This is a genomic window from Dermabacter sp. HMSC08H10, assembly GCF_001807585.1.
Classification (GTDB): domain Bacteria; phylum Actinomycetota; class Actinomycetes; order Actinomycetales; family Dermabacteraceae; genus Dermabacter; species Dermabacter hominis.
Genome location: NZ_KV789424.1, coordinates 383,317 through 409,636 on the forward strand (window position 1 = coordinate 383,317; position 26,320 = coordinate 409,636).

At 62.4% G+C, this 26,320-nt stretch carries 22 protein-coding genes; 16 read left to right on the forward strand and 6 right to left on the reverse strand.

The genetic code is table 11. The annotated features are described in order from the left end of the window. The first annotated feature begins 17 nt into the window (after positions 1-17). The 4 genes from rpsA (at position 18) to aroB (ending at position 4,547) form a co-directional block, all read left to right on the forward strand. Positions 18-1,481 carry a 30S ribosomal protein S1 gene (gene rpsA, locus HMPREF3176_RS04535; RefSeq protein WP_016664623.1) on the forward strand — a complete coding sequence of 488 codons (1,464 nt, stop codon included), beginning with the start codon at positions 18-20 and terminating at the stop codon, positions 1,479-1,481. A gap of 129 nt (positions 1,482-1,610) precedes the next feature. Then, positions 1,611-2,846 carry a chorismate synthase gene (gene aroC, locus HMPREF3176_RS04540; protein ID WP_016664622.1) on the forward strand — a complete coding sequence of 412 codons (1,236 nt, stop codon included), beginning with the start codon at positions 1,611-1,613 and terminating at the stop codon, positions 2,844-2,846. Continuing rightward, on the forward strand, positions 2,843-3,436 hold the full coding sequence (locus HMPREF3176_RS04545) for a shikimate kinase (protein ID WP_083286238.1): 594 nt from the start codon (positions 2,843-2,845) through the stop codon (positions 3,434-3,436). Before aroC ends, HMPREF3176_RS04545 begins: the two co-directional genes overlap by 4 nt. Positions 3,437-3,449: 13 nt before the next feature. After that, complete coding sequence (gene aroB, locus HMPREF3176_RS04550) at positions 3,450-4,547, forward strand: 3-dehydroquinate synthase (protein WP_016664620.1); 1,098 nt, start codon at positions 3,450-3,452, stop codon at positions 4,545-4,547. A gap of 16 nt (positions 4,548-4,563) precedes the next feature. Here the strand turns inward: aroB and HMPREF3176_RS04555 are convergent, their stop codons facing one another. Further along, positions 4,564-5,370: a trimeric intracellular cation channel family protein gene (locus HMPREF3176_RS04555; RefSeq protein WP_016664619.1), complete on the reverse strand. Its 807-nt coding sequence runs from the start codon at positions 5,368-5,370 to the stop codon at positions 4,564-4,566. A 79-nt stretch (positions 5,371-5,449) separates the two neighbouring features. Here HMPREF3176_RS04555 and coaE point away from each other — a divergent pair, with 79 nt between their 5' ends. The 3 genes from coaE (at position 5,450) to HMPREF3176_RS04570 (ending at position 8,811) form a co-directional block, all read left to right on the forward strand. After that, positions 5,450-6,124 (forward strand): dephospho-CoA kinase, encoded by a 675-nt coding sequence (coaE, locus tag HMPREF3176_RS04560; protein ID WP_083286239.1) that lies wholly within the window; start codon positions 5,450-5,452, stop codon positions 6,122-6,124. 22 nt (positions 6,125-6,146) lie between these two features. After that, positions 6,147-8,246 carry an excinuclease ABC subunit UvrB gene (gene uvrB / locus HMPREF3176_RS04565; protein ID WP_016664617.1) on the forward strand — a complete coding sequence of 700 codons (2,100 nt, stop codon included), beginning with the start codon at positions 6,147-6,149 and terminating at the stop codon, positions 8,244-8,246. Between the two features lie 91 nt (positions 8,247-8,337). Further along, positions 8,338-8,811, forward strand: a complete 474-nt coding sequence (locus HMPREF3176_RS04570; protein WP_016664616.1) for a YbhB/YbcL family Raf kinase inhibitor-like protein — start codon at positions 8,338-8,340, stop codon at positions 8,809-8,811. Between the two features lie 9 nt (positions 8,812-8,820). Here HMPREF3176_RS04570 and HMPREF3176_RS04575 read toward each other — a convergent pair whose 3' ends face one another. Beyond that, positions 8,821-9,513, reverse strand: coding sequence for an MBL fold metallo-hydrolase (locus HMPREF3176_RS04575; protein WP_016664615.1), 693 nt, complete (start codon positions 9,511-9,513; stop codon positions 8,821-8,823). Between the two features lie 50 nt (positions 9,514-9,563). Here HMPREF3176_RS04575 and uvrA point away from each other — a divergent pair, with 50 nt between their 5' ends. The 9 genes from uvrA (at position 9,564) to secG (ending at position 20,887) form a co-directional block, all read left to right on the forward strand. Beyond that, on the forward strand, positions 9,564-12,398 hold the full coding sequence (uvrA, locus tag HMPREF3176_RS04580) for an excinuclease ABC subunit UvrA (protein ID WP_070458556.1): 2,835 nt from the start codon (positions 9,564-9,566) through the stop codon (positions 12,396-12,398). Then, a complete protein-coding gene (gene uvrC / locus HMPREF3176_RS04585) occupies positions 12,398-14,314 on the forward strand; it encodes an excinuclease ABC subunit UvrC (RefSeq protein WP_016664613.1) in 1,917 nt (638 codons plus the stop codon). The genes uvrA and uvrC overlap by 1 nt, the downstream gene beginning before the upstream one ends. Positions 14,315-14,327: 13 nt before the next feature. Beyond that, on the forward strand, positions 14,328-15,230 hold the full coding sequence (rapZ, locus tag HMPREF3176_RS04590; protein ID WP_070458847.1) for an RNase adapter RapZ: 903 nt from the start codon (positions 14,328-14,330) through the stop codon (positions 15,228-15,230). A gap of 42 nt (positions 15,231-15,272) precedes the next feature. Then, entirely contained in the window at positions 15,273-16,253 is a 981-nt protein-coding gene (yvcK, locus tag HMPREF3176_RS04595) for a gluconeogenesis factor YvcK family protein (protein ID WP_040386554.1), read from the forward strand. A gap of 1 nt (position 16,254) precedes the next feature. Next, positions 16,255-17,238: a DNA-binding protein WhiA gene (whiA, locus tag HMPREF3176_RS04600; RefSeq protein ID WP_070458559.1), complete on the forward strand. Its 984-nt coding sequence runs from the start codon at positions 16,255-16,257 to the stop codon at positions 17,236-17,238. Between the two features lie 164 nt (positions 17,239-17,402). Further along, on the forward strand, positions 17,403-18,407 hold the full coding sequence (gap, locus tag HMPREF3176_RS04605) for a type I glyceraldehyde-3-phosphate dehydrogenase (protein WP_061211973.1): 1,005 nt from the start codon (positions 17,403-17,405) through the stop codon (positions 18,405-18,407). Between the two features lie 147 nt (positions 18,408-18,554). Beyond that, positions 18,555-19,751, forward strand: coding sequence for a phosphoglycerate kinase (gene pgk, locus HMPREF3176_RS04610; RefSeq protein WP_016664608.1), 1,197 nt, complete (start codon positions 18,555-18,557; stop codon positions 19,749-19,751). A 2-nt stretch (positions 19,752-19,753) separates the two neighbouring features. Next, positions 19,754-20,536 carry a triose-phosphate isomerase gene (gene tpiA, locus HMPREF3176_RS04615; protein WP_016664607.1) on the forward strand — a complete coding sequence of 261 codons (783 nt, stop codon included), beginning with the start codon at positions 19,754-19,756 and terminating at the stop codon, positions 20,534-20,536. A gap of 108 nt (positions 20,537-20,644) precedes the next feature. Next, on the forward strand, positions 20,645-20,887 hold the full coding sequence (gene secG / locus HMPREF3176_RS04620) for a preprotein translocase subunit SecG (RefSeq protein WP_016664606.1): 243 nt from the start codon (positions 20,645-20,647) through the stop codon (positions 20,885-20,887). Between the two features lie 159 nt (positions 20,888-21,046). Here the strand turns inward: secG and aroD are convergent, their stop codons facing one another. The 4 genes from aroD to tal all read right to left on the reverse strand — a co-directional run bounded on the left by aroD (position 21,047) and on the right by tal (position 26,302). Next, positions 21,047-21,823: a type I 3-dehydroquinate dehydratase gene (aroD, locus tag HMPREF3176_RS04625; protein WP_070458562.1), complete on the reverse strand. Its 777-nt coding sequence runs from the start codon at positions 21,821-21,823 to the stop codon at positions 21,047-21,049. 55 nt (positions 21,824-21,878) lie between these two features. Continuing rightward, positions 21,879-23,576, reverse strand: coding sequence for a 6-phosphogluconolactonase (pgl, locus tag HMPREF3176_RS04630; RefSeq protein ID WP_016664604.1), 1,698 nt, complete (start codon positions 23,574-23,576; stop codon positions 21,879-21,881). Further along, positions 23,573-25,111, reverse strand: a complete 1,539-nt coding sequence (gene zwf, locus HMPREF3176_RS04635; RefSeq protein ID WP_016664603.1) for a glucose-6-phosphate dehydrogenase — start codon at positions 25,109-25,111, stop codon at positions 23,573-23,575. The genes pgl and zwf overlap by 4 nt, the downstream gene beginning before the upstream one ends. Before the next feature lie 87 nt (positions 25,112-25,198). Next, positions 25,199-26,302: a transaldolase gene (tal, locus tag HMPREF3176_RS04640; RefSeq protein WP_070458565.1), complete on the reverse strand. Its 1,104-nt coding sequence runs from the start codon at positions 26,300-26,302 to the stop codon at positions 25,199-25,201. Between the last annotated feature and the right edge of the window lie 18 nt (positions 26,303-26,320).

The window sequence follows — 26,320 nt, forward strand, 5'->3', positions numbered from 1 at the left end:
ACGGAGCCATTTACTACATGACCACGAACAACGCACCTCAGATCGCCATCAACGATATCGGTAGCGAAGAGGAACTTCTCGCCGCTATCGATTCGACCATCAAGTACTTCAACGATGGCGACATCGTCGAGGGCACCGTCGTCAAGGTTGACCGGGACGAGGTTCTTCTTGACATCGGCTACAAGACCGAAGGCGTCATCCCTTCCCGCGAACTCTCGATCAAGCACGATGTCGACCCCGATGAGGTCGTCGAGGTCGGCGACGAGGTCGAGGCGCTCGTTCTCCAGAAGGAGGACAAGGAAGGCCGCCTGATCCTCTCGAAGAAGCGTGCGCAGTACGAGCGCGCATGGGGCTCGATCGAGGACATCAAGGAAAACGAAGGTGTCGTTACCGGCACCGTCATTGAGGTTGTCAAGGGCGGCCTCATCGTCGACATCGGCCTTCGCGGCTTCCTTCCCGCTTCGCTCGTCGAGATGCGCCGCGTGCGCGACCTTCAGCCGTACATCGGCCAGGAGCTCGAAGCGAAGATCATCGAGCTCGACAAGAACCGCAACAACGTCGTCCTCTCGCGTCGCGCCTACCTCGAAGAGACCCAGGCATCGGTTCGCACCGACTTCCTCCAGACCCTCCAGAAGGGCCAGGTTCGCGAGGGCCACGTCTCCTCGATCGTCAACTTCGGTGCGTTCGTGGACCTCGGCGGTGTCGACGGCCTCGTCCACGTTTCCGAGCTCTCCTGGAAGCACATCGACCACCCGAGCGAGGTTGTCGAGGTTGGCCAGCCCGTCAAGGTTGAGGTTCTCTCGGTCGAGATGGATCGCGAGCGCGTGTCGCTTTCGCTCAAGGCCACTCAGGAAGACCCGTGGCAGCTCTTCGCCCGCACCCACGCCATCGGCCAGGTTGTGCCGGGTAAGGTTACGAAGCTCGTTCCGTTCGGTGCGTTCGTGCGCGTCGAGGACGGTATCGAGGGCCTCGTGCACATTTCCGAGCTTGCCCAGCGTCACGTTGACCTGCCCGAGCAGGTTGTGAGCGTCGACCAGGAAGTCTTTGTCAAGGTCATCGACATCGATCTCGAGCGCCGCCGCATTTCCCTGTCCCTCAAGCAGGCGAACGAGGGTGTCGACCCCGAGGGCGACGACTCGACGTTCGATCCGGCTCTCTACGGTATGGCCGCTGAGTACGACGAAAACGGCGAGTACAAGTACCCCGAGGGCTTCGATCCCGAGACCAACGAGTGGCTCGAGGGCTACGAGGCTCAGCGCGAGGCCTGGGAAGCGGACTACGCCCGTGCGTACGAGCGCTGGACCCAGCACAAGGCCCAAGTTGCCGAGGCAGCGAAGGCCGACGCCGAAGCTCAGGCTGCGGCGCCGGCAGCGGGCGAGGCCGCACCGACCTCGTTCCAGTCCTCCTCGAGCGACGAGGGCACCCTCGCTTCCGATGAGGCACTCGCGGCTCTTCGCGAGAAGCTCACGGGCAACAACTGATTGACGTGATCGCCTAGCGATCTCACGAAAGCGCTCCTCGTTTTGCGAGGGGCGCTTTCGCCTTTAACCTGAATGGCATCGGCAACGGGCGCATGCCCTGCGCCTTACCTCCTAAGCGAAAGGCCACCTGTGCTGAATTGGATGACCGCGGGGGAGTCACACGGCCCCTCGCTCGTGGCAATGATCGACGGTTTCCCCGCGGGAGTCGAGATTACGCACGAAGCGTTGCGGGATGCGCTTGCGCGGCGCCGGCTCGGTTACGGCCGCGGAGCACGGCAGAAGTTTGAGCAGGACGAGGTTCGCATTCTTTCTGGCGTGCGGCACGGTCGAACCCTAGGTTCACCGATCGCCGTGGAAATTCGAAACACGGAGTGGCCGAAGTGGGAAAAGGTCATGAGCGCCGATCCCGTCTCGCGCGAGGATCTCATGATCGATGCGGGTACGGGCGATGAACGCGAGATTGCGCGCAACAAACCCCTCACGAGGCCGCGCCCCGGCCACGCTGATCTTGCAGGCATGGCCAAGTACGGCCATGAGGATGCACGAAACGTTCTCGAGCGTGCGAGCGCTCGGGAAACCGCTGCGCGCGTGGTGATCGGCGCGTTGTGTGAGGCACTCCTTGAACAGGCCGCGGGCATTACGCTCGTGGCACACACGTTGCAGGTGGGGCAAGCGCGCGTGCCCGAAGGTAGCGCGCTGCCTACTCCCGCCGATGCCTCGACCCTCGATGCGGACCCCCTGCGCTGTTTTGATGCCGACACCTCTCAGGCGATGGTCGACGAGGTCGATGCGGCGAAGAAGGACGGCGACACTCTGGGCGGCGTCGTCGAAGTTCTCGCCTATAACGTTCCGGCCGGTCTCGGCTCTCACACGCAATGGAACCGTCGTCTTGATGCTCGCCTCGCCCAGGCAATCATGAGTATCCAGGCGATGAAGGGTGTGGAAATCGGTGAGGGTTTCGCGAACGCGGGCCGCCGTGGAAGTCTCGCTCATGATGAGATTCTCGGTGAGGGAGCGGGCCCGGCTGGTACGAGCCGCGCGTCGAATCGCGCGGGGGGCACCGAGGGCGGAATCTCGAACGCCGAACTCATTGCCGTTCGTGGTGCCCTCAAGCCGATCTCGACGGTGCCGCGGGCGCTGCGAACGATCGACACGGCCACCGGTGAGGAAGCGACTGCGAACCATCAGCGTTCCGACGTGTGTGCAGTGGCGCCTGCGGCCGTGATCGCTCAAGCGATGGTCGCGATCACTCTCGCCGACGCTCTCCTCGAAAAGGTTGGGGGAGACAGCGTGGCCGAAATCGCCCCTCGTGTGTCGAGCGTGCGCGAGTGCGCCGTGGCGCGTGCAGATGGTGCTGATCGGTGAGCGAACGAGAACAGGCGCTCCCGACGCTTGCACGCCTACGCACTCCCGAACTGTATGAAGGGGGCCCGCGGCTCGTGCTCGTCGGGCCTATGGGCTCGGGAAAAAAGACGGTTGGCACACGTGTTGCCAACCGGCTGGGGCTCGCCTTCGTCGATTCCGATCGCGAGATCGAGCGGGAGGCTGCTCGCTCGATTCCGGAGATTTTTGCCTCCGAGGGTGAGCAGTACTTTCGGGCGCTCGAAGAGAGAGTCATTGCGCGCCTTCTCGCGGAGCATGAGGGGATCCTTGCCCTCGGGGGTGGGGCGGTGACATCACCCGCCACCCGCGAGCGTCTGCGCGATAGGCTCGTCGTGCGTCTTCTTCTCGACGCTGATCATGCGCGTGAACGTATTGGTTCGGGTATGGGAAGGCCCGTCCTCGCGGGTGATGACCCGCACGCGCGGTGGATTCAGGTCAGTAAGGAGCGAGAACCACTGTTCGCCCAGGTCGCGGTATGGGCGCTCGACACCGTTGAGGCTTCACCGGATGAGCTCGCGGCCACGCTCGCGCGCGAACTGACGTCACCGCAGCCCACCACTACTCTCGACTAAAGGGGACAACGACGTGACAGGTTTCGACACAGCGATGCCGACTCGCATCACCGTCGGTCGGGGATCGAGCTCCTACGACGTGACGGTGGGTAGGGGGCTTGAACGCACGATCCTCACCGCGATCCCCGAGCGAGTGCTCCACGTTCTTATCGTCCACCAAGCTCCCGTCGCACAGCGGGCCCGCAGGCTTGCCGCGGCGCTCGAGTCCGACGGTCGCGAGGCTCTTACCGTCGCCATCCCCGACGCCGAGCAGGCCAAGGGGATCGACACGCTGAGCGAGCTGTGGCGCGTACTCGGCTCACGCGACTTCACGCGAAGCGACCTGATCATTGGGATGGGAGGCGGCGCAGCGACGGACCTCGCAGGCTTCGCTGCCGCAACCTGGCTTCGCGGCATCGACGTCATTCACGTGCCGACGACGGTTGCGGGAATGGTTGATGCGGCGGTTGGTGGCAAGACCGGCATCAACACGGCGGAGGGGAAGAACCTTGTGGGGGCATTTCATGCTCCCCGTGCAGTGATTGCGGACCTCGAGGCGCTTGAGGGGCTACCAGCGCACGATGTGTCCGCTGGCCTCGCGGAGGTCGTGAAGGCTGGCTTTATTGCCGATCCCCGCATTCTCGACATCATTGAAGGCGGGCCGGGCCGGGTCCGCGATACCCGCTCGAGTGAGTTTGCCGAAATCCTCACCAGGTCGATCACGGTGAAAGCTGAGGTCGTGAGCGAGGATCTCACTGAAAAGGGACGCCGCGAAATTCTCAATTACGGTCATACCCTCGCCCACGCGATCGAACGCCATGAAAAGTACACGTGGCGACACGGCGACGCCGTCGCCGTCGGGATGGTGTTTGCCGCCGAGCTTTCCCACCGGGCCGGCCATCTGAGTAGCGCTCTGCTCGCCCGCCACCGGAATGTTCTCGAATCGCTTGCGCTGCCCACGCGCTACCGGGACGGTCAGTGGGGAGCATTGCGCGAAGCAATGGCGCGCGATAAGAAAGCGCGAGGGGCGCTGCTACGTTTCGTCATCCTCGATGCAGTCGGCGAGCCGATCCGCCTTGAGGGGCCGAGTGAAGCGCTCCTCGAGGAAAGCTATGCCGCCATCACCGCGTAAGCAGCTCCGGTAGGGGTTACGGTTCTACTTCCGGTGGATTTTCGAGGATGTCCCGCGCGAGGTCGTCGTTGTCGATGTTGACGACGGGGATCGCGCCGGTCTCGATCGCTACGCGGCGCCTTTCAGCCTTGCGCACGCGGCGGGCGAAGGCGCGAAGCTGGCTTGGGCTCATTGTGACCGCGAGATCGGGAGCCGTGGTGGGCAGCGTCCACTGCTTCCACTGCGCGAAGATCGCGAGGAGAGTGCCGCACGAGGCGGCGATAAGCACGGTCCAGGCAGGCAGGTCGAAGTAGTAGACGAGCCATGTCAGCACCGAAGTGAGGAGGGCAGCGGTCGCGTAGAGCGGGCCGCCCCCAAACACTACGGGGATGCGCCCCACCGCTATGTCACGAATGACGCCGCCGCCGACACCGGTCGTGACGCCGAGCATGACCGCGGGAAGCGGGGAGAGGCCCACGAGCATAGATTTCGCTGTGCCGATGGCTGCCCAAAGCCCGAGCGCAATACAGTCGAGAACGGTCGTGGTGTGGCGCCACATGGCGCCCTCAGAGGAAACGAAGTAGGCGATCGCTGATCCGGCAAGGCCGACGGTGAGGTAGAGGGGGTTAGCGAAGGCCGCGGGGATGCCGTAGTTGAGGATGAGGTCGCGAATGATGCCGCCGCCGAGGCCCGAGATGACGCCGAGCACGGCGTATCCCACCGCATCGAATTGAAGGCGGCGAGCGAGGGAGCCGCCGACGATGCCCATGACAAACACGCCGATGAGGTCGATCGCGATAAGCAGCTGATTCGTGAGGAGAAAGTGATCGGGCGTGGTGTTCACTCCACTAATCTATTGGAGCAGGCCCGAAGGCCAGAAGCAGGTTGTTGCTCAACTCTCTCGCGGATAGGAGTGAACTCACATGACACACGTTTCCGTCCCCGATGCCCCGACCGGAGTGCTTCGTATCGGCCTCACGGGAGGAATCGGTTCGGGCAAGTCCACCGTCGGAAAAATATGGGCCCGAAAAGGCCACCACGTGATTGATCTTGATGCGCTCTCTCGAGCCGTCCTCGACCAGCCCGGCGAAGGCTTTGAGGAGGCTATCGCACGTTTCGGCGAGAGCTATCGAAACTCCGAGACCGGGAGGATCGACCGTGCGGCACTTGCCGAACTCGTCTTCAACGATCCTGATTCGCGTGCCGATCTCGAACGGATTGTGCACCACCATTTGTGGGCGGAAGTCGGCCGGCTCGAGGCGGCCATAGCCTCACGCGCGGCTGACGGCACGCGCGTTCTCGTCATCCACGATTCGCCCCTGCTTCTCGAGCTGGAGCACGACCGCCACTACCGTGCCATTGTCGCTGTTTTGACACCCGAGCGTGAGCGCATTGACCGAGTCGTCCGCGAGCGCGGCAAGTCCCGCGAATACGTCGAGGGTGTCATCCGTGCGCAGGTCAACGATGAGGAGCGACGCGCGAGGGCAGACGTGTTCATCGACAATGCGGGGGCACCCGAACATCTTGACGTGCGCGCCAACGCCGCCCTCGCCGAGGCGTGCGACATCATCGACCATCGACTCCATGCCCTCGACTAGGGGCGAGGGCTAGGGTTAAGGCATGCGTCCCGTTACCGAACTGACCCGTGCAGTCAAGCCCTTCGAAGTTGTTTCCGAATACAAGCCTGCGGGCGATCAGCCGAAGGCCATTGAGGAACTCGCAGCGCGCATCAACGCAGGAGAACAGGATGTTGTTCTCCTCGGGGCGACAGGAACGGGTAAGAGCGCGACCGCGGCGTGGCTGATCGAAAAGCTTCAACGCCCCACCCTCGTCATGGCGCACAACAAGACCCTCGCCGCTCAGCTCGCGAGCGAATTTCGCGAGCTTCTTCCGAATAACGCGGTCGAGTACTTCGTGAGCTACTACGACTACTACCAGCCAGAGGCGTACGTTCCGCAATCGGATACCTATATCGAGAAGGACTCCTCGATCAACGCCGAAGTGGAGCGGCTGCGTCACAGCGCCACGAACTCACTTCTGACTCGCCGAGACGTGGTCGTCGTGAGTTCAGTGAGCTGCATTTACGGTCTCGGTACACCGCAAGAGTACGTGGATCGTATGGTGCGTCTAAGCGTCGGCGAGGAGATCGAGCGCGATGCTCTCCTTCGCAAGTTCATCGACATGCAGTACGACCGCAACGACGTCGCGTTTGTGCGCGGGACGTTCCGTGTGCGCGGCGATACCGTCGAGATCATCCCCATGTATGAAGAGCTCGCGATCCGCATTGAATTTTTCGGTGACGAGATCGACGCGCTCTACACCCTGCACCCCGTGACCGGCGAAGTGATCCGCGAGGAAGAGCAGATGCACATCTTCCCCGCCTCCCACTACGTCGCCGGCCCCGAGCGGCTTCAGCGCGCTATCAAGGATATCGAAGCCGAGCTTGCCGAACGCCTCGAGGAACTCGAGGGTGAAAACAAGTTGCTCGAGGCACAGCGCCTTCGCATGCGCACGACTCACGACATCGAGATGCTGCGCCAAACCGGAACGACGAATGGCGTTGAAAACTATTCCCGCCATTTTGACGGCCGCGGCCCCGGAACGCCCCCGAATACCCTGCTCGACTATTTCCCCGAAGATTTCGTGCTCATCATCGACGAGTCACACGTGACTGTGCCTCAGATCGGCGCGATGTTCGAGGGGGATCGCTCGCGCAAGCGCACGCTCGTTGACTTTGGTTTCAGGTTGCCGTCGGCACTCGATAACCGGCCTCTGCGCTTCGACGAGTTTATTGAGCGCACCGGGCAGACCGTTTACCTCTCGGCGACGCCCGCCCAGTACGAACTAGAACGCGCCAACGGTTATGTCGAGCAGATCATCCGCCCCACCGGTCTCGTTGATCCCGAAGTGATCGTCAAACCCGTGCGCGGGCAAATCGACGATCTTCGCGCCGAGATCGAAAAACGCGTCGAGAAGAACGAGCGCGTACTCGTGACGACGCTGACCAAGCGCATGGCGGAGGACCTCACGGACTACCTCCTCGAGAACGGCGTGCGCGTCCAATACCTGCATTCCGATGTCGACACTCTTCGGCGCGTTGAACTGCTGCGCGAACTGCGTCAGGGCGAATTCGACGTCCTCGTCGGTATCAACCTTTTGCGTGAGGGCCTCGACCTTCCCGAGGTTTCGCTCGTGGCCATCCTCGATGCCGACAAGGAAGGATTTCTCCGCTCGCGTACTTCGCTTATCCAGACCATTGGGCGTGCAGCCCGTAACGTCTCGGGCCAAGTGCACATGTATGCCGATACGATCACCGATTCGATGCGCGAAGCCATCGATGAGACCAATCGTCGCCGTGAGATCCAAATCGCGTACAACAAGGAAAACGGCATCGACCCGCAGCCGCTCCGCAAGAAGATCGCCGATGTCACAGACATGCTTGCGCGCGAGGATATCGACACCGAGACGCTGCTTGCGACCGACTATCGCAAGGGCAAGGAACGCACGAAGGGCTCAAGCTCGCCCGAGCGAGGTGGCACGACCGGCAATCGCGCACTTGACCTGGGGGATAACCCAGAAAAGGCGCTTCGCGAGATGATTGAGGAACTCACCGCGAATATGCACCAGGCGGCGGAGAATCTCCAGTTTGAAGTTGCGGCGCGCATCCGCGACGAGGTGACGGAACTCAAGAAGGAACTTCGTCAGTTCACGGGAGCTTAGGTGGCAATGAACGCATAGGCGAGTACGATGTCCGGATTACTCCGTGCAGCGCCGCTCGGCTCCCACAAATCGACCGTATGCAAGGAGACCCATGCGTATTACCACTCAAGCTTTTGGCGAGGGCGAGACAATTCCCGTGCGTTTTGCCGAGCACGCCGCGGGTGGCGACAATCTCCACCCCGACCTCTCGTGGACTGACGCCCCCGAGGGGACGCGGTCGTTCGCTCTCACCGTTTTCGACCCGGATGCTCCCACGGGCTCGGGCTTCTGGCACTGGATCGCCTTCGATGTCCCCGCAAGCATGGCAGGTCTTGCCGAGGGGGAGAGCCTGCCCGAGGCGGCCCGTGAATGGGCGAACGACTACGGCTTTTCAGGTTACGGCGGACCGTGCCCACCCGAAGGGCGCGTACACCGCTACATCCATACCGTGCACGCACTCTCAGTCGAGAAACTCGAGATTTCCGAAGAAGTTACGCAGGCCCAGGTTCGTTTCGCGATCTTTGCGAACCAACTCGACTCGGCGAGCCTCACCGGTAGGTTCAAACTCACCGGCAGCGCCAACTAGGGGGGCGACTCACCAGCCGCGCTCGCGCCACTCGGCAAGATGCGGGCGCTCGGCACCAATCGTGGTGTCCTCGCCGTGCCCCGGATAAACCCACGTCTCGTCCGGCAAAACATCGAAGAGGCGCTCTTCGACATCGTTGAGCAGCGAGGTGAAGCGCTCAGAATCACCGCGTGTGGCGCCCACGCCGCCCGGAAAAAGGGAGTCGCCGGTAAACACGTGGGTGCCGTCGGCCTGCCCCCAGTAGATCGCGGCCACCGATCCGGGAGTGTGGCCGCGAAGTGCGACGATCTCGAGATCGTTCACGCCGACTCTGATGGTGTCGCCATTCTTCAGCGGAACATCCGTCGGCGTCGGGATCTCCGGGGCGTCCTTGGCGCCCGCGAAAGTTTTTGCCTGGGTCGCAGCGCGCACCTGCGCGAGCGCGCCAACGTGATCGTGATGCGAGTGAGTCGTGAGGATCGAGTCGAGGCGGGAGGTAGGGGAGCCCTCCCTGATGAGGCGCATGAGACGCGGGGCATCGGCCGCGGCGTCGATCAGGAGCTGGGCGCCCGAGACCCTGCACGTGAGAAGGTACGCATTGTTGTCGAGGGGGCCGACGGAGGCTTTGCGAATGACGAGCGAGCCGAGGGTTCGCACGTCGCTTTCCCCGCCGCTCGTGACGCTGCCCGTGTACTGATTTTTGAGGGTGCTCATGCTCACCATGCTACGGCGAGCACCTTCGCTTTTCAGAAGCGGCTCCTAGAATTGTCCAGGTGACTGATGCATTGATTGTGCGCGGTGCGCGCGAACACAACCTCAAGAACGTCGACCTCGAGATCCCCCGCAATGCGCTCGTGGTGTTTTCTGGGCTTTCCGGCTCGGGAAAGTCCTCTCTTGCCTTCGATACGATTTTTGCCGAAGGGCAGCGCCGATACGTCGAGTCCCTCTCAAGCTACGCGAGGCAGTTCCTCGGCCAGATGGACAAGCCGAAAGTCGAGTTTATCGAGGGGCTTTCGCCCGCAGTGTCGATCGACCAGAAATCGACGAACCGCAACCCGCGCTCGACCGTTGGCACGATCACGGAAATTCATGACTACCTGCGTTTGCTCTATGCGCGCACGGGCGTGCAGCACTGCCCGACGTGCGGGGCTGAGATTTCTTCTCAGAGCGCAGAGCAAATGGTCGATGCTCTTCTTGCCTATCCCGAAGGTACGCGTTTCCAGCTTCTTGCGCCCGTCATTAAGGGCCGCAAAGGCGAACACACCGACCTTTTGAGCTCCCTTCAATCACAGGGCTTCTCCCGTGCACGCATTGACGGCGAGGTGATGCGTCTGTCGGAGGACATCTCGCTCGCGAAAACGAAGAAGCACACGATCGAGGTCATCGTTGATCGCCTTGCGGTGAAGAGCGGTTCGCGCACGCGCCTGACGGACTCGGTGGAGACCGCGACCCGGCTTGCGGGCGGCGTTGTCATCGCTGACTTCGTGGATGAAGCGGAGGGCTCGCCCGAGCGGACGCGCCGATTTTCTGAGAAGCGCGCGTGCCCCAACGAGCATCCGCTCGAGCTCGAAGAAATCGAGCCGCGGTCGTTCTCCTTCAACGCCCCCTACGGCGCGTGTCCCGAATGTTCGGGTATCGGGACGCGACTTGAAATCGACCCGGAGCTCGTGATCCCTGACGAATCGGCGACGCTCGCGGAAGGGGCGATTGCGCCGTGGACCCTCGGCAGCGCCGACCACCACCAGCAGGTGATGAGTGCCCTTGCGAGCGAGCTTGGGTTCTCGATGGACACGCCGTGGAAGGACCTCCCGGACGACGCCAAGGACGCTCTTCTCAACGGACACAATTTCAAAGTGCACGTGCGCTACCGCAACCGGTTCGGGCGCGAGCGCCGTTATTCGACGGGCTTTGAGGGAGTCATGTACTACCTCAAGCGCCGTCACGAGGATACTGAATCCGATTGGGCCCGCGAACGCTACGAGCAGTTCATGCGTCACGCGCCGTGCCCCGCGTGCCAGGGTCGCAGGCTTCGCCCCGAAGTCCTGTCCATCACCATCGGTGGAAAGTCGATCGCCGAGTTCTCGGATCTTCCGATTGGCGAGGCGAAGGCCTTCCTCGAGGGCGTCGAGTTCTCCTCGCGTGACCTCGTGATTGCCGACGAGATTCTCCGCGAAATCCACGCACGGCTCGGCTTCCTCGTCGACGTGGGACTGAACTACCTCAACCTCTCGCGTGCCGCCGGAACCCTGTCCGGGGGAGAGGCACAGCGCATCCGCCTCGCGACTCAGATTGGCTCGGGCCTCGTGGGAGTTTTGTACGTGCTCGATGAGCCATCGATCGGGCTCCACCAGCGCGATAACCAGAGGCTCATCCACACCCTCGTTCGGCTTCGCGACCTCGGCAATACCCTCATCGTTGTCGAGCACGATGAGGACACGCTCCGCACGGCTGACTGGATCGTCGATATCGGCCCCAACGCCGGCGAGTACGGCGGCGAGGTTGTGTATTCGGGCGCGTACGAGGGGCTCCTCGAGGAGTCCCGCTCTATCACCGGGCAGTACCTGAGTGGTGAGCGCACGATCGATGTGCCGAAAGAGCGCCGGAAGGTGGACCCCGGTCGTGTGCTGAAGGTCGTGAATGCGCGCGAAAACAACCTTCAGGGTGTGAATGTGACGGTGCCGCTGGGCCTATTCACCGCCGTGACGGGAGTGTCCGGATCCGGCAAGTCGACTCTCGTCAACGACATTCTTTACCGTGTGCTCGCGAAGAACCTCAACCGCGCTCGCGTCGTCCCCGGCCGACATACGCGCGTTGAAGGCCTCGAGCACCTCGATAAGGTCGTCCACGTCGACCAGTCCCCGATCGGCCGTACGCCGCGCTCGAATCCGGCCACGTATACGGGGGTTTGGGATCGCATTCGTACCCTCTTTGCTCAAACGAGCGAGGCGAAGGTGCGCGGTTACAAGGCCGGACGCTTCTCGTTCAACGTCAAGGGCGGGCGATGCGAGAACTGCGCCGGTGACGGAACGATCAAGATCGAGATGAACTTCCTTCCGGACGTGTACGTGAAGTGCGAGGTGTGCCACGGAGCGCGCTACAACTCAGAAACACTCCAGGTGCGTTTCAAAGGCAAGAACGTGGCCGAGGTGCTCGACATGCCGATCTCGGAGGCCGTCGAGTTTTTCGAGGCGGTTCCCGCCATCCACCGTCAGTTGTCGACGCTTGTCGAGGTTGGTCTCGGGTATGTGCGGCTCGGGCAGTCCGCGACGACGCTCTCGGGCGGCGAAGCACAGCGCGTGAAGCTCGCTGCCGAACTGCACAAGCGCTCGAAGGGCCGGACGATTTACGTGCTGGACGAGCCGACGACCGGCTTGCACTTCGAGGACATTAAAAAACTCCTTTCGGTGCTTCAGGGACTCGTGGACAAGGGCAACTCGGTCGTCGTGATCGAACACAATCTGGACGTGATTAAGAGCGCCGACTACCTCATCGACCTCGGTCCGGAGGGCGGCAGCGGAGGCGGCCGCGTGATCGCGACCGGCACGCCCGAAGACGTCGCGAAGGTCGACGAGTCGTTCACGGGGCAGTTCCTGCGGGAGCTCCTGTAATGGCGGATCCGGCGACGTACCGGCCGGCGCCGGGGTCTATTCCGACGGATCCTGGCGTCTACCGGTTCCTCGACCCCGATTCGAGGGTCATCTACGTGGGCAAGGCGAAGAATCTTCGCCAAAGGCTCGGCAACTATTTTCAGGATCTCGCGAACCTCCACCCGCGCACCCAGAAAATGGTGACCACCGCAAGCCAGGTGCAGTGGACGGTCGTCACGAGCGATGTCGAGGCACTCACGCTCGAATACACCTGGATCAAGGAATTTGATCCGCGCTTCAACGTGAAGTTCCGCGATGACAAGTCGTACCCGTTCCTCGTCGTGACGATGGGTAATCAGGTGCCGCGCGCGATGATCACGCGCAAAGAGCGCCACAAAACGGATCGTTCCTTTGGTCCGTACGCTCACGTGTGGGCCATTCGCGAAACTCTCGACCTGCTATTGCGAGTCTTTCCCGTGCGAACGTGCACCCAGGGCGTGTACAACCGTGCGGAACGCTCGGGCAGGCCGTGCCTACTCGGCTTCATTGGCAAATGCGCCGCGCCGTGCGTAGGCAACGTAAGCATCGAGGAGCACCGAGCACTCGCCGAAAACCTCGTGGCGTTTATGGACGGCAATACCGGGGCTTTTGTTCGCGAACGGCGCACCAAAATGAAGGAAGCTGCCGCCGCGCTGGACTACGAGGCCGCAGCCCGATATCGCGACGACCTTGCCGCGCTCGAAAAGGTCATGGAAAAAAACTCGGTGGTGCTTGCAGATGCGACCGACGCCGATCTCGTCGCCCTCGAACTCGACGAGCTCGAGGCAAGCGTGCAGGTCTTTCACGTGAGAGGCGGGCGTATCCGGGGTCAACGAGGGTGGGTTGCCGAGCTCTTGGATGATTCAAGCCCGGCTGAGCTCATGGAACGGGCGCTCACGCAGCTCTACGAGGGGACCGATACACGCGCCCCGCACGAGATTCTCGTGACACACATGCCGTCCCGTCCTGATGAGATTCGAGCGCTCCTTAACCGTCAAAGCATCGATATACGGGTGCCCCAGCGGGGTGAAAAGAAAGCGCTTCTTGAGACGGTAAGCGCAAATGCGAAAGAAGCCATGCGACTCGGGAAACTGCGCCGGACAGGCGACCTCACCTCCCGTTCCAAAGCGCTCGAGGATCTCGGCGAAGCGCTCGATATGGAAGACGCGCCGCTGCGCATCGAATGCTTCGACATCTCGCATTCGCAGGGCACAAACGTCGTCGGCTCGATGGTCGTGTTCGAAGACGGTCTCCCACGCAAGAGCGAGTACCGCCGTTTCTCGATCTCCGGGGACGCAGCGCGTGATGACACGGCGAGCATGCAGGACGTGCTGCGTCGACGGCTTCGCCACCACCTCGAGCAGAAGGAAGCCCGGGCAAACGGTGACGTGGTTGATCCGTCCGCGACTCGATTCGCGTACCCGCCGAACCTCATCATCGTTGACGGCGGCTTACCTCAGGTTAATGCCGCCAAACGCGTCATGGATGAACTGGGTATCACCGATGTTGCCCTGATCGGCATCGCTAAGCGTCTCGAGGAAGTGTGGCTGCCCGATGAGGACTACCCGCTCATTCTTCCGCGCACATCCGAAGCGCTCTTTCTCATCCAGCGCCTGCGCGACGAAGCACACCGCTTTGCCATCACGTTTCACCGCTCCAAACGAGGCCGCTCGATGCACGAAAGCGTGCTCGATGAGATCCCCGGCCTGGGGCCCAGTCGGCGACGTGCGCTCCTCGACCGTTTCACGACCGTCGACGCGATTCGCAAGGCGCGCGTCGAGGACCTCGAAGGCGTCCCTGGAATTGGCCCTGCACTCGCGGCGAATATCCACGCCGCACTACAATCCGAAGAGCGGGCCCCCGCGGTGAACATGACGACGGGAGAGATTCTTGAGTGAGAACAAGCAAGAGCTGGGCAACGGTGAGACAGAGCAGCCGTCGGACCAGAGCGGTATCGCCCCGGAAATCGTGATCATCACGGGGCTTGCGGGTGCAGGCAGGGAGACTGCCGCCCATGCTCTCGAAGACATGGGCTGGTACGTCGTGTACAACATCGCGCCGCAACTGATCCGCACCCTGTTCGACCTTCAGTCTCAGGCCGTCGGCCGCGCCAATCGCTTCGCCGTCGTTACCGACCCGCGTTCCGGCCCCTTCTTCAATGACCTTCCCGAAGTTATCCAGGACCTCCGGAAACAGGAAGTGCGCACGCGCCTCGTGTTCCTCAGCGCCGATCAGAACACGCTCGTGCGCCGGTTCGACTCGGTTCGACGCCCCCACCCTCTCCAGGGCGAGGAGGGCGTGCTCGAAGGGATCCGCCGCGAACGAGAGCAGCTTGCTCCGCTGCGACGGATGGCCGATATCGTCATCGACACCTCGCCGCTGAACGTCCACCAGCTCTCGATGCGCATGCGCAAGGAGTTCGGCAAAGGGGACGACCACACCGTGACTGTCAACGTCATGAGCTTCGGCTTTAAATACGGCATTCCCATCGAATCGGACTACGTTGCCGACGTGCGATTTCTTCCGAACCCGTACTGGGTGCCGGAGCTTCGCGACAAGCGCGGCATCGATAGCGAGGTTGCCGACTACGTTTTGGAGCAAGCGAACGCGAAGGAATTCATCAGTCGTTACGTCGAGATGTTGATTCCCGTACTGCGCGGCTACCGCGAGGAGAACAAGCAATTCGCTGCCGTCGCCATCGGTTGTACGGGAGGTAAGCACCGCTCCGTTGCGGTCGCGGAGACCATCGGCGATGAGCTTCGAAAGCTTGGCTACCCGGTGCGCGTGCGCCACCGCGATCTCGGCAGAGAGTAAAGCGCCGTGAACGCCAATGTCCCGAGGCGTACGTCCTCGCTCATGCCCACGCCCCTGCGTTCGCGCACGCGGGGGCCCAAAGTGGTGGCCTTTGGCGGCGGTCACGGCCTATCAGCGAGTCTTAACGCGCTGCGCCACCTCACGCGTGATCTCACCGCAGTGGTGACCGTGGCGGACAACGGCGGTTCCTCGGGCCGGCTACGCGCCGAGCTCCCGATCCTCCCGCCCGGTGACCTCCGCATGGCGCTTTCGGCCCTGTGCGAGGACTCGGAATGGGGAGTGACGTGGCGCGATGTCGTGCAGCATCGCTTCACCTCGGACGGTGAGATCAACGGCCACTCGCTCGGAAACCTTCTCATCGTCGCCCTCTGGCAGCTACTCGACAATCCCATCGCCGCACTCGACTACGTCGGTGAACTCCTTGGTACTTCCGGTCGTGTTCTTCCGATGGCGCTCGAGCCTCTCGATATCGAGGCGCTCGTATCTTTCCCGGGCGAAGAACTTCGCACGATCCGCGGCCAGGCGGATGTCGCCGCCACCACCGGCCACGTCGAGGACCTGCGTATCATTCCGCCCGAACCTCAGATCGCACGCGAGGTGCTCGACTCGATCGAAGAGGCCGAATGGCTCGTGATCGGTCCCGGTAGCTGGTACACCTCCGTCCTCCCACACGTGAAGATCGCTGAACTACGTGACGCCATTACGCACACGAACGCACGCAAAGTGCTGACGATGAACCTCGCTGCGGGGCGCTCGGAAACCGTCGGCCTCACGAGCACTGATCTGCTTGCCATCGTGTGCGACGCAGCCCCTGAGCTCCGATTCAATGCGCTCGTAGCCGATCCTTCCGTCGAACGCGACGGTGGAAAGGCCCTCGTTACCGCCGCCCACGACCGTGGAATCGACGTTCTCATGCGCACGGTATCCACGAATGACGGAACCCCCACTCACGATCCGCTTCGACTCGCGACCGCGTATCGCGACGTGTTTAATGGCGTTTTCACCCACCCATGGAAGGACTGAAATGGCCCTGACTGCCGATGTCAAGGAGGAGCTTTCCCACCTCGACGTGACTCGCGTGAGCGCACGTAAAGCCGAGGTGGCGACCCTTTTGCGCTTCGCGGGAGGTCTCCACCTCGTGGGTGGCCGGGTGTCGATTGAGGCCGAACTCGACCAGTCGGCGAGTGCCCGCCGACTCAAGACCTACGTCGCCGATCTCTACGGGCACCCGAGCGAAGTCACCGTCCTCGCTGCGTCGGGGATCCGGCGCTCGACGCGCTACATCGTGCGCGTGCTCTCCGATGGCGCGATCTTTGCGAAACAAACCGGCCTTCTCGATGCGCGTTCGAGGCCCGTACGAGGCCTGCCGCCGCTCGTCGTTGGCGGGAGCACAGAGGATCAGGCTGCTGCATGGCGAGGAGCTTTCCTCGCTCACGGAAGTCTCACCGAACCAGGGCGAAGTGCCGCGCTTGAACTCACCTGCCCCGGCTCCGAAGTCGCACTTGCGATGGTGGGATCGGCCCGGAGGCTCGGCATCCAAGCGAAATCGAAAGAAGTACGCGGGACAGACCGCGTGGTGATTCGCGACGGTGAAGCAATCGGTCACATGCTTGCACTCATGGGGGCCGAAAAAACTGCGGCGCTCTGGAACGACAAGCGCTCAAAGCGGGAAGTACGGGCGACCGCAAACCGCCTCGCCAATTTTGACGATGCAAATCTGCGCCGGTCGGCGCGTGCCGCCGTTGCCGCAGGCGCCCGCGTCGAAAGAGCGATTGAAATTCTCGGCGACGACATTCCCGATCACTTGCGTGCCGCAGGTCTTCTCCGCCTCGAACACCGTCAGGCAAGTCTCGAGGAACTCGGCCAACTCGCCGATCCGCCCATGACCAAGGACGCCGTGGCAGGGAGGATCCGTCGGCTTCTCGCCCTCGCTGATAAAACTGCCGAGGAGCGCGGCATTCCTGGAACCGAGGCAAACCTTGGTCCCGAAGTGTTAGATGCGGAATAAAAAAGCGCGCTGAGCCGCTTGTGGCTCCCCAGGTTCCTATGAGCCTCGCATCACAATGTTGATAGAATCGAGCCAACCCGCACACGCGGGATCCATGCGTACAAGGAGGTGCGCGAAGCCCAGTCCCACACGGCGGAAACGCCGCCGTGCACCAAGGAGGAACTGTGACCGTAAAGGTTGGTATTAACGGATTCGGTCGTATCGGCCGTAACTTCGCGCGCGCTGCATTCGAGCAGGGCGCCGACATCGAGATCGTTGCTGTCAACGACCTCACCGACACCAAGACCCTCTCGCACCTCGTGAAGTACGACTCGATCCTCGGCCGCTTCGACGGCGAGGTTGAGTCCACCGAGGATTCGATCACCATCGACGGCAAGTCGATCAAGGTGTTCTCGGAAAAGGACCCGGCTGCTATCGATTGGGCGTCGGTTGGCGCTGAGGTCGTCGTTGAGTCGACCGGCCTCTTCACCGATGCTGAGAAGGCCAAGGCCCACCTCGGCGATACCGTCAAGAAGGTCATCATCTCGGCTCCCGGCAAGAACGTTGACGCAACCTTCGTCGTTGGCGTGAACGAGGGCGACTACGACGCTGAGAACCATCACGTGGTCTCGAACGCCTCGTGCACGACCAACTGCCTCGCCCCGCTTGCAAAGGTTCTCAACGATGAATTTGGCATCGTCAAGGGCCTCATGACGACGGTGCACGCGTACACGGGTGACCAGCGCATCCTCGATGCGCCCCACAAGGACCTGCGCCGCGCTCGCGCCGCAGCTCTCAACATCATCCCCACGAAGACCGGCGCCGCTGCTGCGGTTGCTCTCGTGCTCCCCGAGCTCAAGGGCAAGTTCGACGGTTACGCGCTCCGCGTTCCCACGCCGACCGGCTCGGTCGTGGACCTCACCTTCGAGGCTGAGCGCGAGGTTTCCGTCGAGGAGATCAACGCTGCCGTGAAGAAGGCCGCAGAGGGCCCGCTCAAGGGCGTTCTCGCCTACACCGAGGATCCGATCGTCTCGAAGGACATCGAGACCGATCCGCACAGCTCGATCTTCGATGCCGGCTGCACCAAGGTCATCGGCAACCAGGTCAAGGTCGTGTCGTGGTACGACAACGAGTGGGGTTACTCGAACCGCCTCGTTGACCTGACCGTCCTTATGGGCGAGAAGCTCTGATTCTCCCCTCCGCTCACTCTTGAGTACCTCAACGAAGGGTCCGCGTCACGGCACCGCTGTGGGCGCGGGCCCTTCGTCCACCTGGGGCTGAAAGGCTCCACCGGGGTGCGCAATCGCCACCCCGCCCTTTTTATGAGGATGTGACCCATGCTTAAGACCATCGATTCACTCGGCGATCTCGCCGGCAAGCGCGTTCTCGTACGCGCCGATCTCAACGTTCCACTCGACGGCACGACCATCACGGATGATGGCCGTATTCGTGCTTCGCTGCCGACCATCAATGCTCTTCGCGAGAAGGGTGCGCGTGTCATTGTGACCGCTCACCTCGGCCGTCCCAAGGGCGCGCCGGATCCCAAGTTCTCCCTCAAGCCCGCCGTGGATCGACTGAGCGAGCTCCTCGAGGCGCCGGTCGCGTTTGCGACGGATACCGTTGGCGAGAGCGCCAAGCAGACGGTCGAAAGCCTCGGTGACGGCGATGTGGCCGTTCTCGAAAACGTCCGCTTCAACGCCGGCGAAACGAGCAAGGATCAGGCAGAGCGCGAAGCCTTCGCGAAGGAACTCGCTTCGCTCGCCGATGCGTTCGTGTCTGACGGTTTCGGTGTTGTCCACCGCAAGCAGGCGTCCGTGTACGACGTGGCTAAGCTCCTGCCGGCTGCGGCGGGTTCGCTCGTCGAAAAGGAGGTCGCGTCGCTTCGCAAGGTGACCGATGAGCCGGCACGCCCGTTCGTCGTGATTCTCGGCGGCTCGAAGGTTTCCGACAAGCTCGGCGTGATTGACAATCTCCTCGGCAAGGCCGACCGCCTCCTCATCGGCGGCGGCATGAGCTACACCTTCCAGAAGGCCCTTGGCCACGAGGTAGGCAAGTCGCTCCTTGAAGAAGACCAGGTGGAGACGGTGAAGGGCTACCTCAAGCGCGCCGAGGAATCGGGCGTCGAGATCGTCCTTCCGGTCGACAACGTCGTGTCCGAAAACTTCGGGCCGGACGGCCCCGCCGACGTCGTTCCCTCGAGCGACATCCCTGCGAACAAGGAAGGTCTCGACATCGGTCCGAAGACCCGCGAGCTGTTCGCCTCGAAGCTCGGCGATGCCGGCACGGTCTTCTGGAACGGCCCGATGGGCGTATTCGAGTTTGAACTCTACGCAGACGGCACCAAAGCTATCGCCGAAGCCCTCGCCGAATGCTCGGGCTACACGGTCGTGGGTGGCGGCGATTCCGCGTCCGCGATCCGCAATCTCGGCTTCGACGAAGCGCGCTACTCGCACATTTCCACCGGTGGCGGTGCGAGCCTCGAACTTATCGAGGGCAAGGAGCTGCCGGGTATCGCCATTCTTGAGGAGAAGTGATCATGACTCGTACCCCGCTTATTGCAGGCAACTGGAAGATGAACCTCACCTACATCGAGGCTCAGGCGCTCCTTGAGGACCTCGTCGAGAACCTCAAGGAAGCCGGCCACAAGACCGATGCCGTCGAGGTTGCTGTTCTTCCTCCGTTTGTTGACATCCGCACTGTTCAGACTGTTCTCGATGGTTCGGGTTCCGGGATTGTGTACGGCGGTCAGGACATTTCCGAGCACGAATCTGGCGCGTACACGGGCGAAGTCTCGGGCGCGATGCTCAAGGCTCTCGGTGCAACCTACGCAGCTGTTGGCCACTCGGAGCGCCGGCAGTACCACGGCGAGACCGAGCAGGTGACCAATGCCAAGGTCAAGGCTGCACTCGCGAACGATCTTTCGCCGATTCTCTGCGTAGGCGAGCCGCTCGAGGAGCGCAAGGCCGGTAAGCACGTCGAATACACCCTCGCTCAGGTCGAAGGTGGCATCGAAGGCCTCTCGGCCGAGGACGTCAAGAAGATCGTCATTGCCTACGAGCCCGTGTGGGCGATCGGCACCGGCGAAGTCGCGACGAGCGAAGACGCGCAGGAAGTGTGCCGCGAGATCCGCGATCTGCTCCGTACGAAGTTCGGCGACGAGGTTGCCGATTCGGTGCGCGTGCTCTACGGCGGCTCCGTGAAGTCCTCCTCGATTGTTGACCTCATGCAGCAGGCTGACGTTGACGGTGCACTCGTTGGTGGTGCATCGCTCAAGGCCGATGAGTTCGCGAAGATCGCCACCTACAACGTCGCTGATTGATTTCCCTCACGAAGTGATAACCTCGCTACGCGGCTCGGCCTTAGGCTGGGCCGTGTAGCGTATTGTTAACCTCGTTTCCCCTATGTCAACCGAAGGAACCTCCCGGACATGGAAATTCTCAAGATCGCTCTCTTCGTGATTCTTGCGATCACGAGCCTCTTGCTCATGATGTTTATCCTCATGCACAAGGGGCGTGGCGGTGGCCTCTCCGACATGTTCGGCGGCGGCATTTCGACCGGTGCGGGCTCTTCGGGCGTTGCGGAACGCAACCTCAACATCATTACGACCGTCGTGGGCGTGGTGTGGCTTGGCTCGGCGATTGGTATCGCCGTGGTTGAGCGTTTCATGTAGGGACCTGGCGCGCCTCGCGCCGTTTTTCCCACACTGATTATTTGTGCACCCGGGTGTATTTCGAAGGCACTCGGGTGTTTTTCTTTCCCTCGAGCCAGTTTTCACTCTCCTCTTCGCCCCTTCAATCGGCTGACCGGCGTGGGCCCCGGGAAAGAGAAACTACCGATCAATAACGATCGCGAGGGTGCTGGCGCTGAGCTGCCCCGGGGCGGATTGGGGGCCGACGGTGGCAAAGCTTGCGTCGGATCCGAATACTTCGCCTGCGAGCCGGCTTACCCTGCCTAGATGCCCCATCGCGATCGTGATGAGCGGGCGCTCAAGGCGCTTTTTCGCGTCGAGGCTCGCGCTGAGAAGGGCGAGGACGTCCTCGGGACATTGCGGCATGACCGCGAGTTTCGCGATGGCCCGCTGCGGGGGTGCGAGGGTCGTCATGTATTCGAGCATCGCGAGCATCGCCTCGCGCGGGGGAGTGGCCTCGAAGTAGTGACGCGAGAGGACAACGGGAATGCCAGAGGCCTCGGTAGCTTCGAGAACGGAGCTGATGGCAGCGGGATGCCGCGCGATCTCGACGTCGAGTGCCTCGGCGAGACCGGATTTTGCGATTGCCGAAAGCAGCTCGGCGTAAACGTCGTCCGTAACGCTCCACGTGCCGCCCTCGCTCGCCGTGCGGATCGTCGCGAGCAGCGGATGCGAGGGAGCGGATGCGCGAACAGCGCGGAGCGCGTCCATAATGGCGGCCTCGGCCTGGGCGAAGGGAACGTCGGCCTCGCCCAGGAGGTGATCGAGACGCACCTCGAGGATGTCCACGGGCGCCTCTCGCGCCTGTACCGCTTGATCGCTCAGTTCGCTCACGCTTGAACCGAGCACGGGCGCGATGATCGCTGTCCTGTGGCCTTCACCGAGGCTGACTTCGCCGATCATCACGCCCGTCGTCATGGCTTTCGTTCGCCTTTCTTCACCGCGATCCACAGCTGTGGCTCGCACTCGTGGCTTACAGGAAGTGCGCTGCTTCCTTGTCCAGGAACCACGTCGTCGATTCCGTACCCCGCACCGCCGAGGCCGGGCAGGCCGCAGCATCGACCTTCCCGTGCGCCGTCTTTACCGCCTGCGCCTTATCGAAGCCCGCGACAAGGAAGGACACGTGACGCGCGCTATTGAGCACAGGCCATGAAAGCGAAATGCGCTCCGACGGTGGCTTCGGGGAATTGCGTACGGGAACCGCGTAGGCCGATGTCGCCCGAGCATCCCGGTGTTCCGGGAAAAGCGAGGCGACGTGGCCGTCGGGGCCAACCCCGAGCAAAAGCACATCGAAGTAGGCCTCGCCCTGTGTCGTGAACGCTGAGTCGCTTCCCTGGATCGTGAGTTGCTGCCCGTACCAGGCGGCGGCCTCATCAAGGCTCATACCGGCGTCGGAACCGGGGATCGTGTGCACGTTGTACACGGGGATGCCCGCGCCGGTCGTCAACGCCGAGATCACGGGGCGATCGTTGCGGTCCGAGGACTTGGTTGCGACGAAGCGCTCGTCACCCCACCAGACGTGCAGCTTCGACGTGTCGACCTCAGCGAACTCAAGCGAGATAGCGATGCGCTCCGCCGTCGCCGTTCCTGCACGCCCGCCCGTGAGAACGAGGTGGGCGATACCGCGCTCCTCAATAGCGGCGGCGATCCGAGCCACGGCGTCCTTCGCCACGGCCTTCACGACGGCATCCATGTCGTCCGAAACAACGTCGGTTGACTCGGGCTTGCCCACCGCGAAACTGTTCGGGTCACCGGTCAGCGGGAATGCCGCGGCGAGGACATCGCCGTACACGTCATCGGGGTCGAGACGGCGAAGCTCTTCGCTCAAGAGGTCGTACATGGTGCGCTTCGGCATCGTCACGAACTGGTCGTCATTGTTGCCGGGAAGGCTCATCGTGATGCCCTCCTCACTCGAGCGCATAAGGCGGATGTCGCCGTCGTCGCGGTGAAGGGTCACGGCGCTCAGGCCGTGATCGGCTTTGACGACCTTGAATTCGACCGGAACATCTTCGCCGAGCGAGCGCTGGAGCCAGGCCTGCATGAGCAGCGACGATGGGTTGTCTTCGAGCCCTTCGATAGTGATGGCTTTCGGCTTGTCGGCGGGCGGGTAGTCGTACGCGGTTGCGACGAGACCGCGCCAGTTGGTGATGCGCGACCACGACAGATCGGAATCACCCGACTTGTAGCCGCGGGCGAGACGCAGAAGGGACGACTTCGGGCTTTCGCACTGGTAGACGTCGGTGATGCGGCGCTGCGCGATTGCACCGAGCGGATCCTGCGATGGTGAGGCCGGCGGAGTGTAAGGCCACCACGTGACGATGGGGGCATCGGGAAGTAGAAGCGGCGTGATGAGCGTGTCGAGGCCAGCATTCACGCGTCCGTGCGCGCGCAAAATGATGACCTCGCCGGCGCCGGCGTCCGTACCCACCCTGATTTCCGCATCGAGGGCATCGCGATCCGAGTCGTGCTCGGTCACGATCACAATGATCCGTGCTGGGTGCTCTTGGCTTGCCCGCACCGCGGCCTGGATCGGCTCGTCGAGCGAGCCGGTGTGCGTCACGATGACGAGCGTCGCGACGCGGTTGAGGGAAATGAGTCCGTCCTCTTCGCGCAAATCGCGAAGCTTAGCGCCGATCTGCGAAGCTGTCGTGTTCTCAAGTGTCGAAATCATGGACGCCTCCAAGTGCGGCCGTCGCGGGCCATCATGTCGTGTGCAGTCTGCGGTCCCCACGTGCCTGAACGGTACGGGGCGGGCGGCATATGCTCATCCCAGAACTCGAGGATGGGGTCGAGGATCTTCCAGGAGAGCTCCACCTCCTTTTGCCGGGGGAAGAGAGGAGGAGCGCCACGCAGAACGTCAAGAATGAGGCGTTCATAGGCCTCGGGGGATTCCTCCGTGAATGTCGATCCGTACGCGAAGTCCATGTTGACATCGCGCACCTCCATTTGGGTACCGGGAACCTTCGAGCCGAAACGCATTGTCACACCTTCATCCGGCTGGACGCGGATGACGACCGCGTTTTGGCCGAGGTCTACGGTGTCGGTATCGCGGAAGGGAAGGAACGGCACCTGCTTGTAGACGATCGCGATCTCCGTGACGCGCCGCCCGAGGCGCTTGCCCGCGCGGAGGTAGAACGGCACGCCTGCCCAGCGGCGAGTATTGACCTTGAGCTTGATCGCCGCGAAAGTCTCGGTAGTCGAGTCGGGCGAGATACCGTTCTCTTCGAGGTAGCCGTTGACCTGTTCACCGCCTTGCCAGCCGCCGACGTACTGACCACGGGCGGTGCCTTCGGCGAGATCCTCTGGCAGTTCGACTGCGGCGAGGACCTTTTCTTTTTCATTGCGAAGCTCGGCAGCATCGAACGTGATGGGTTCTTCCATGGCCGTCAGGGCAAGAAGCTGGAGCAAGTGGTTCTGGATGACGTCGCGCGCGGTTCCAATACCGTCGTAGTACCCGGCGCGGGTGCCAATCCCGATGTCTTCAGCCATCGTGATCTGCACGTGGTCGACATAGCGCGAGTTCCACACGGGCTCGAACATCTGGTTCGCGAACCGGAACGCGAGCAGATTCTGCACCGTTTCCTTGCCGAGGTAATGGTCGATTCGGAAGATTTCTTCGGGCTTAAAGACTTTTTCGACGATGTCGTTGAGCTCTCGTGCGCTTTCGAGGTCGTGCCCGAAGGGTTTCTCGATGACGACGCGCCGCCACGAATGTTCGGAGGGAGTGTTGAGGCCCGATTGTGCAAGTTGTTCCGCGACCTGAGGGAAGGCGCTGGGCGGGATGGAGAGGTAGAAGGCATGGTTGCCGCCCGTTCCCCTCGAGTCGTCGAGCTCGCTTACCACTCGCGTGAGTTCTTCGAAGGCTTCAGTGTCATCAAAGGCACCCGTGACGAATCGAAGGCCGCCTCTGAGTTGTTCGAACGCGTGCTCGTTGAAGGGGGTGCGTGCGTACTTCTCTACGCTTTCGCGCATGTAATCGGCGAAGTCGTCGTGGCTCCAGTCGCGTCGACCGAAGCCCACGAGGCCGAACGCCGGGGGGAGTAGACCGCGATTGTGCAAGTCATAGATTGCAGGAAGGAGCTTTTTGCGGGCGAGGTCGCCCGTGACTCCGAACATGACGACCGAGCACGGTCCAGCGATGAGGGGGAGGCGACGGTCGCGCGAATCGCGCAGAGGGTTGCCTGGTGCAGCTTCGTTCTGCCTCACTATGGTCCTTTGGTAGGTATTGACTTCTGTCGCGGCCGTGCCCGCGCGCCCAAAGGACGGGGCGCGGGCACGGCGCGTAAAGGGGTATTACTGTGCGGCCGAGGCGGCGTCACGAACCGCCGAGAGGAGGTCCTCCCAAGCGGCCTCGAACTTTTCGACGCCTTCGCGCTCGAGCACGGCGAAGACATCGTCGAGGTCGATTCCGGCGGCGCTGATGGTTTCGAGGGTCTCGCGTGCGGCGGAGAGGTCGATCTCGGTAAGGGGGCCCTCGATACGGGCATGGTCGGCAACGGCTTCGAGGGTTTTACCTGGAACCGTATTGACGACCGGATTGCCCACGAGGCGGTCCACGTACATCGTGTCGGGATAGGCCTCGTTCTTCACGCCGGTTGATGCCCACAGGGCGCGCTGCGGATTTGCGCCCTTTTCCTTGAGGGCGGCGAAACGATCGGAGCCGACATACTCGAGGTATTCGGCAAACGCAGCCTGCGCGTTGGCAAGGCCGGCCTTGCCGCGAAGGTTGAGGGCATCGCCGCCGATGGTTTCGAGGCGCTTATCGATTTCGCTGTCCACGCGGGACACGAAGAAGGAGGCCACCGAGTGGATGCGTGAGAGATCCACGCCGTTTACTGCTGCCTTCTCGAGTCCGCTGAGGTAGGCATCGATCACCTGGCGGTAGCGCTCGAGCGAGAAGATGAGCGTGACATTCACGCTAATGCCCTCAGCGATCGCACGGGTGATCGCCGGGAGGCCCTCGTCGGTCGCGGGGATCTTAATCATCACGTTCTCGCGGTCCACGAGTGCGCTAAGGGACTTCGCCTGCTCGACGGTCGCATCCTCCTCGTGCGCGAGGCGCGGATCGACCTCGATCGACACTCGACCGTCGAAGCCGTTCGAGGCTTTGTAGGTCGGCGCGAATACGTCGCATGCATCGCGCACATCGCGCGTCGTCAGCTCCGTGATGATTGCATCGGCATCGAGGCCGCGCGAAGCCGCGTCGGCGATTGCACGGTCGTAATCCGACTTGCCCGCGATGGCCGCCTTGAAGATCGCGGGATTCGTGGTGACACCGACGATGTTGCGTTCGCTCATGAGCTTTTCGAGGTCTCCGGTGTCGATGAGTGCACGGGAGAGATCGTCGAGCCAGAGGGAGACGCCAAGGTCGCTGAGCTTTTGCGTCAGTTCGGTCATGGCAAAACCTTTCGGGAG